Origin of the sequence: Candidatus Propionivibrio aalborgensis (assembly GCF_900089945.1) — a bacterium.
Lineage (GTDB): Bacteria > Pseudomonadota > Gammaproteobacteria > Burkholderiales > Rhodocyclaceae > Propionivibrio > Propionivibrio aalborgensis.
On record NZ_FLQY01000206.1, the window covers coordinates 1 to 6,231 of the forward strand.

General features: G+C 57.1%; 7 protein-coding genes. 6 read left to right on the forward strand and 1 reads right to left on the reverse strand.

Annotated elements, in window-relative coordinates; genetic code table 11:
• From PROAA_RS10470 to dnaB, 6 genes are all read left to right on the forward strand, one after another.
• On the forward strand, positions 1-1,629 hold a 1,629-nt coding region (locus PROAA_RS10470), incomplete at its 5' end, for a propionate--CoA ligase (protein ID WP_186411288.1).
• Positions 1,630-1,829: 200 nt separating this feature from the next.
• Positions 1,830-2,222 carry a 30S ribosomal protein S6 gene (rpsF, locus tag PROAA_RS10475; RefSeq protein WP_186411289.1) on the forward strand — a complete coding sequence of 131 codons (393 nt, stop codon included), beginning with the start codon at positions 1,830-1,832 and terminating at the stop codon, positions 2,220-2,222.
• A gap of 14 nt (positions 2,223-2,236) precedes the next feature.
• Positions 2,237-2,545 (forward strand): primosomal replication protein N, encoded by a 309-nt coding sequence (gene priB, locus PROAA_RS10480; RefSeq protein WP_186411294.1) that lies wholly within the window; start codon positions 2,237-2,239, stop codon positions 2,543-2,545.
• Positions 2,538-2,813: a 30S ribosomal protein S18 gene (gene rpsR / locus PROAA_RS10485; RefSeq protein WP_186411290.1), complete on the forward strand. Its 276-nt coding sequence runs from the start codon at positions 2,538-2,540 to the stop codon at positions 2,811-2,813. Before priB ends, rpsR begins: the two co-directional genes overlap by 8 nt.
• 14 nt (positions 2,814-2,827) lie before the next feature.
• Entirely contained in the window at positions 2,828-3,277 is a 450-nt protein-coding gene (rplI, locus tag PROAA_RS10490) for a 50S ribosomal protein L9 (RefSeq protein ID WP_186411291.1), read from the forward strand.
• A 140-nt stretch (positions 3,278-3,417) separates the two neighbouring features.
• Positions 3,418-4,821: a replicative DNA helicase gene (dnaB, locus tag PROAA_RS10495; protein WP_186411292.1), complete on the forward strand. Its 1,404-nt coding sequence runs from the start codon at positions 3,418-3,420 to the stop codon at positions 4,819-4,821.
• A gap of 76 nt (positions 4,822-4,897) precedes the next feature.
• On the opposite strand, the gene PROAA_RS10500 is transcribed toward dnaB, so the two are convergent.
• Positions 4,898-6,231: SLC13 family permease (locus PROAA_RS10500; RefSeq protein ID WP_186411293.1), on the reverse strand; the 1,334-nt coding region annotated here is incomplete at its 5' end.

Genomic DNA, 6,231 nt, shown 5'->3' on the forward strand with positions numbered 1-6,231 from the left:
AAAGAGGTCATGCGCATGGCTGCGGTCATGCAGAGCCTTGGCGTTGGCAAGGGCGACCGCGTTCTGATCTACATGCCGATGATCGCCGAAGCCACGTTCGCCATGCTGGCCTGCACGCGCATTGGCGCCATTCACTCGGTGGTGTTCGGCGGCTTCGCCTCCGGATCGCTGGCTACGCGAATTGATGACGCGACGCCGAAGCTGATCGTTTCCTCGGATGCCGGCATGCGTGCTGGCAAGGCGGTTCCGTACAAGAACCTCCTCGATGAAGCCATTTCCCTGGCTCAACACAAGCCGGCCAAGGTATTGATGGTTGATCGTGGCATCGACAAGGGGTTCAACAAGGTCGAAGGTCGCGACGTCGACTACGCGACCTTGCGTGCGAAGTTCATGGATGCCGAAGTTCCGATCACCTGGCTGGAATCTTCCGAACCTTCCTACATTCTCTATACGTCCGGCACAACCGGCAAGCCGAAGGGTGTGCAGCGCGATACGGGAGGTTATGCCGTTGCGCTGGCCTCTTCGATCAAGAACATCTATTGCGGCGAGGAAGGCGAGACTTATTTCTCAACCTCTGATATCGGTTGGGTCGTTGGTCACTCCTACATCGTTTACGGCCCGCTGATTGCCGGCATGTGCACCATCATGTACGAGGGAACACCGTTGCGTCCCGATCCCGGTATCTGGTGGCAGATCGTCGAGAAGTACAAGGTCAACGTCATGTTCTCGGCGCCGACGGCGGCTCGCGTCCTGAAGAAGCACGACAGCTCGTACATGCACAAATACGATCTGTCGTCCCTGAAGCACTTGTTCCTCGCGGGTGAGCCGCTTGATCAACCGACACACGAGTGGATCATGGGCGAACTCGGCTTGCCGGTGATCGACAACTACTGGCAAACCGAGACCGGCTGGCCGATACTCTCGGCGATGCCGGGTGTCGAGAAAACCGAGATCCGTTTCGGTACGCCCAGCTTTCCGGTTTACGGTTACGACCTCAGGATCTTCCGCGAGGACGGCACCATCTGCGATCCGGATGAAAAGGGGATTGTCGCCATCGTGCCACCGCTGCCACCCGGTTGTCTCTCGACGGTCTGGGGCGACGATGACCGCTTCGTTTCGACCTACTTCACGCTGTTCAAGGAGCCGCAGGTTTACTCCTCGTTCGACTGGGGCATCAAGGACAAAGACGGTTATCACTACATTCTTGGCCGTACCGACGATGTCATCAACGTGGCGGGACATCGTCTCGGAACGCGCGAGATCGAAGAGGCGATCCAGGCTCATCCCGCTATCGCCGAAGTGGCTGTAGTCGGTGTCGCTGACAAGCTGAAGGGCCAGATGCCGATGGCCTTCGCGGTGGTCAAGGATGCAGCATCGATAGCAACTCCGGAGCTTCGCACGGCGCTTGAGAAGGCGGTATTTAAAGTAGTGGACGACAACCTCGGTGCCATTGCCCGCCCGAGTCGTGTGCACTTCTTGAGCGTGCTGCCCAAAACACGGTCGGGCAAGCTGCTGCGTCGTTCCATTCAGGCGTTGGCGGAAGGGCGTGATCCAGGCGATCTGACGACGATTGAAGATCCGGCAGCGCTCGAACAGCTCCAACAGGCGCTGGGTAACAAAGCTGCTTGATGCACAGCGGATGACGTGAAATTTCGCGTTATCCCGACCAGCCGGTCTGACTGACTCCAGTCTGATCGGCTGGTCGGGGCTCTGTATTGGCCGGGATACAAATCGTATGGATGTTTAAACCGTAGATCGGCTATAATGTCCGGTTTTCCACCTTGCTCCACCTTTCGCATGAAGGGGGGCTTTAACCATAGGGAGTGTTCATGCGTCATTATGAAATAGTTTTTATCGTCCATCCGGACCAGAGTGAACAGGTTCCGGCGATGGTCGAGCGTTACAAGGCTCTTGTAGCCACCCATGGAGGGCAAATGCACCGTCTCGAAGATTGGGGGCGCCGTCAGCTTGCTTACCCGATTCAGAAGCTGCATAAGGCTCACTATGTTCTGATGAACATTGAGTGCAATGGTGAAGCGCTCGCTGAACTGGAGCATGGCTTCAAGTTCAACGATGCCGTACTTCGTCACCTTACCATCAAGATGAAGAAGGCCGTAACCACGCCATCACCGATGATGAAGGAAGAGAAATCCAAGTCGATGATGGAAACTCGGGAAGACGTTGCAGATGACGCCAGCACCGAAACCGAGTCGCTTGCCTGAATGTTGAGGCTCAGCTGAACCGCGTTGAACTCACCGGAATATTGATCGAGCGCAAGGCGCTACGCTTTACTCCAGCCGCGGTCCCGGTCACGGAATGCGTGATCAGACACCAGTCAGATCAGTTCGAAGCGGGATGTCCAAGGCGTGTTGAGTGCGAAATCCGGGCTATTGGTCTGGGTGAGGCGGCCAGATGGCTACAGGCAGCGACACCGGGAGTAACGGTTCAATTGACGGGCTTTCTCGCTGCCAGGAGCCAAAACAGCAAACAGCTGAGATTGCACGTAACCATGATCGAATTTGTAGAAGGAAATCAAAATGGGTAGATTCTTCAAGAAGAAGGATGACAAGAACGTCAAGAAACGTGGCAGTGGCCTGTTCAAGCGCCGCAAATTCTGCCGCTTCAGTCTCGAAAAGATGGATGGAATCGACTACAAGGATGTCGATCTGTTCAAGGAGTATATCGCTGAGAATGCCAAGATCATGCCGGCTCGTCTGACCGGTACCAAGGCGGGTTACCAGCGGTTGCTGTCGGTGGCGATCAAGCGCGCACGCTTTCTGGCCTTATTGCCTTATACCGACAATCACCAATAATCGAGGAAAAGACGATGCAAATAATTCTGATGGAGAAGGTCGTCAATCTCGGAAACCTCGGCGATCTGGTCAATGTCAAGCATGGCTATGCCCGTAATTTCCTGATTCCGCAAGGCAAAGCCAAGCGAGCCACCCCGCTGGCGATGAAGGAATTCGAAGGCAGGCGTGCCGAGCTTGAAAAGATCGCGGCGGAAAAACTCGCGGCCGCCCAGGCATTTGCCGAAAAGCTGGAAGGGGTCTTGGTCTCTGTTGCACGCAAGGCTGGCGTTGACGGCCGCTTGTTTGGCTCCGTGGGTAATCATGACATTGCAGACGGACTCAAGGCGCTTGGTTTCGATGTTGAGAAGTCTGATATTCGCATGCCGATGGGTCCGCTCAAGACGGTAGGCGAGTCCTCGTTGGAAATCTCGTTGCACACCGACGTGTTGGCAAGCATCAAGGTTGCCGTGGTTGTCGAGCAGTAACGGAAGCAAGCGGCCCGGTTCTCGTCCGCTGAAAAGCCTTGCCCTGGTGCAAGGCTTTTTTTATTTCAGTGCATCGTGGTATGCGTTGTCCGGAGTAAACTCACCTTCCTGCCTGTCTCGCTTTCCGTACCGGAACTTTTATGGCCAAGCCGTCCAATTCAGCTCATTCACTGAACTCACCGATCGACCCGGCGATTGCGCATTTGCGCGTTCCCCCTCACTCGATTGAGGCCGAGCAATCGGTGCTTGGTGGATTGTTGCTCGATAACGCGGCGTTCGACAAGATTGCCGACCTGGTCGGCGAGAGCGATTTCTATCGCGATGAACACAAGCGCATCTACCGTCAAATCCGCAAGCTGCTGGAACGCAACAAACCGGTCGACGTGGTTACAGTAGCAGAGAGTCTTGATCTGTCCGGAGAGGGTGGCGAGACCGGTGGCTTGGCTTATCTCGGTGAACTGGCAGCCAATACGCCGTCGGCGGCGAATATCCGGCGCTACGCAGAAATTGTTCGCGAACGGGCGGTTCTACGCCAGTTGGTCACGGCTGGCGACGAGATTGCCGGAAGTGCGCTCAACCCGCTCGGCCGCGATCCGAAGCAACTGCTTGACGAGGCCGAAGCCAGGGTGTTTGCCATCGCCGAGGGTGGCTTCCGCCATCAGACCGGTTTCCAGCACATCAACCCGCTGCTGACGCAGGTGGTCGAACGCATTCAGGAACTCCACGATCGTGACAATCCATCGGATATCACCGGGGTGCCGACCGGCTACCACGATCTTGATTCGAAGACCTCGGGTCTGCAGCCCGGCGATCTCTTGATCATCGCCGGTCGTCCGTCAATGGGCAAGACCTCGCTCGCGCTGAATATGGCCGAATACGTGGCCATTGAAGTCGGTTTGCCCGTTGCCGTCTTCTCAATGGAGATGGGCGGTACGCAGTTGGCCATGCGCATGCTTTCCTCCGTCGGCCGGCTTGATGCACATCGCGTACGCACCGGCCGCCTCAATGACGACGAGTGGTCGCGCCTGTCTTTTGCGTTGGGCAAGATGCACGAGGCGCCGCTCTACATCGACGAGACGCCGGCGCTCAACCCGATCGACCTGCGTGCGCGTGCACGCAGGCTGCATCGGCAATGCGGCAAACTCGGCATGATCGTAATCGACTACCTGCAACTGATGTCAGTCTCCGGACAGGGTGAAAACAGGGCGACCGAGATCTCGGAAATTTCGCGCTCGCTGAAGAGTCTGGCCAAGGAGCTTAATGTTCCGGTGGTCGCATTGTCGCAACTCAACCGCTCGCTGGAGCAGCGCCCTAACAAGCGTCCCGTGATGTCCGACCTGCGCGAATCGGGTGCCATCGAGCAGGACGCCGACGTGATCATGTTCATCTACCGCGACGAAGTCTACAATCCCGACACGCCGGACAAGGGCAGCGCCGAAATCATCATCGGTAAGCAGCGGAATGGCCCGATCGGCATGACGCGCCTGACCTTTGTCGGAGAGTACACACGCTTCGAGAACTTTGCCAGTCCAGGCTCGTACTGACGCTTGATTCTGTTTCTCATGGTCGAAGTTCCTGTACCCACGCTTGCACATTGAAGTCTGGATACTCAATAAGGGATTACCGAAACGGAAAAATCAGCGGTACGACCAGCAAGGTCAGCGCCATGGCCAGGAGCTGCAGAGGGACACCCATTTTCACGAAGTCATTGAATCGGTAGCCTCCAGGTCCAAGAACGAGAGTGTTTACCGGTGAGGCCATGGGGGTGGAGAAAGCCGTTGACGCCGCGAGCGCCACGGCCATCAGGAAGGGGTAGGGAGAGAGTTCCATACTCGTCGCCGCACCCAGCGCAATGGGTGCCACCAGGACTGCCGTCGCAGTGTTGGAAATGAACTGACTGAAAACCGACGTCAGCACAAACAGACCGGCCATCAACGCTATCGGCCCCAGCGTTCCCAGGCTCTCTACCAGGCCGGTGACAATGAGCTCCAGCGCGCCCGTCTTGTTGAGTGCGGTGGCCATCGGCAGCATGCCCGCGATGAGAATGATGCTTTGCCAGTTGATCGACTTGTACGCTTCTTCCATGGTGACGCATCGTGCAAGGACCATGGCCAGGCCTGCCAGGAGTACGGCCGTAACCGACGGCAAGATGTCGAATGTCATCAGGCCCAGCATTCCGGCGACGATAGCCAGTGCCCAGGGCGCGCGTTCCCGGTAAGGTGCCACCTCGTCCATCTCACGAGGAATGGTCAGAACCGAGAAGTCGGTTTGCTCCGCCTGGAGGAGATCGATGTGCCGCCAACCGCCGCCAACCAGAAGCGAATCGCCAAAATCCAGGCGTGTAGCGAGAAAATCACCTCTCATGGGTTGGCCCATGCGCAGAATACCCAGCACCGACAGGCCGTAACGTTCGCGGAAATGGGCATTTTTGATGGTCTGGCCGACAAGCCGGGAACGCGGGGTCAGCAAGACTTCTGCCAAGCCGAGTTCCTGAGCAACAATCTGTTTTTGCTGCGCCTCGAAGGTCAGGCGCCGCATTCCTGCCAACGTATGCAGTAACTCGGCCACCCGTTGCTCTGTCCCTGCCAGATAAATGATGTCGCCGGCCCTGTACTCGGTCTGGATAAGTGCTGGCATAACCACCGGCTTACCTCGCGATTGTCGCTCCAGGCCGATTACGATGACGTCAAACCGGGTTCGCAGTTGTACCTGTCCCAGGGTTTGCCCGACCAGAGGGGAATCGGACTCGATGCACAGCCGGAATAGCTGGTCTTTGACCCCGTAGGCGCTGATCAGATCTTCTAGCGAGAGGCGGTCCTGGGCATTGCCCTTCGGACCGCCATCCTTTGGTAGCAGTAAGCGCCCGATCAGAACGATGAAAACGATCGTGGCGACGAGAATGAGCAAGCCGACCGGTGTGAAGCTGAAGAAGTTAAAGGGCGTCATGCCCTCCC

Coding starts and splice junctions, on each gene's coding strand:
- rpsF (WP_186411289.1), top strand. CDS start 1,830: ATGCGTCATTATGAAATAGTTTTTATCGTCCATCCGGACCAGAGTGAA.
- rpsR (WP_186411290.1), top strand. CDS start 2,538: ATGGGTAGATTCTTCAAGAAGAAGGATGACAAGAACGTCAAGAAACGT.
- rplI (WP_186411291.1), top strand. CDS start 2,828: ATGCAAATAATTCTGATGGAGAAGGTCGTCAATCTCGGAAACCTCGGC.
- dnaB (WP_186411292.1), top strand. CDS start 3,418: ATGGCCAAGCCGTCCAATTCAGCTCATTCACTGAACTCACCGATCGAC.